The organism is Mesorhizobium sp. M1A.F.Ca.IN.020.06.1.1 (assembly GCF_004023265.1).
Taxonomy (GTDB): Bacteria; Pseudomonadota; Alphaproteobacteria; order Rhizobiales; family Rhizobiaceae; genus Mesorhizobium.
Map to the genome: position 1 here is coordinate 1 of NZ_RZSR01001753.1, position 508 is coordinate 508.

The following is a 508-nucleotide window of genomic DNA, read 5'->3' on the forward strand; positions in this document are numbered from 1 at the left end:
TAGCCGCCGTCCTTCCGGGGAGGCGACGTAATATTCGCGTTTGGGGAGCGCCGTCGCTACGATCTCGATCTGGCGCTCGTTGAATCCGATGCGCTCATAAAACTCGCGCGTCCCCGGCTCGCGCGCCGCGCCGTTTGGCAGGCAGATCTTGGTCGGGCAGGATTCCTTCAAGACGTCGATGATGCCGGAGCGCTCGGCATCCGAGATCGATTGGGTGGCGAGCACGACCGCGCAATTGGCCTTGCGCAGTACCTTCAGCCACTCGCGGATCTTATCGCGAAAAGTCGGGTGGCCGAGCATCAGCCACGCCTCGTCGAGGATGATGAGGCTGGGGGCACCGGTCAGCCGCTTCTCGATCCGGCGGAACAGATAGGTGAGCACGGGAACGAGGCTGCGCTCGCCCATGTTCATCAGCTGCTCGATTTCGAAGGTCTGGAAGGAGCGGAGCGACAGTCCGTCGCTTTCCGCGTCAAGCAGCTGACCCATCGGCCCGTCAACCGTGTAGTGA

General features: G+C 62.8%; 1 pseudogene. It reads right to left on the reverse strand.

The features are described 5' to 3' along the window. Positions 1-508 (reverse strand): annotated as a pseudogene (locus EOA60_RS36710) (type IV secretion system protein VirB4); the annotation flags it as partial.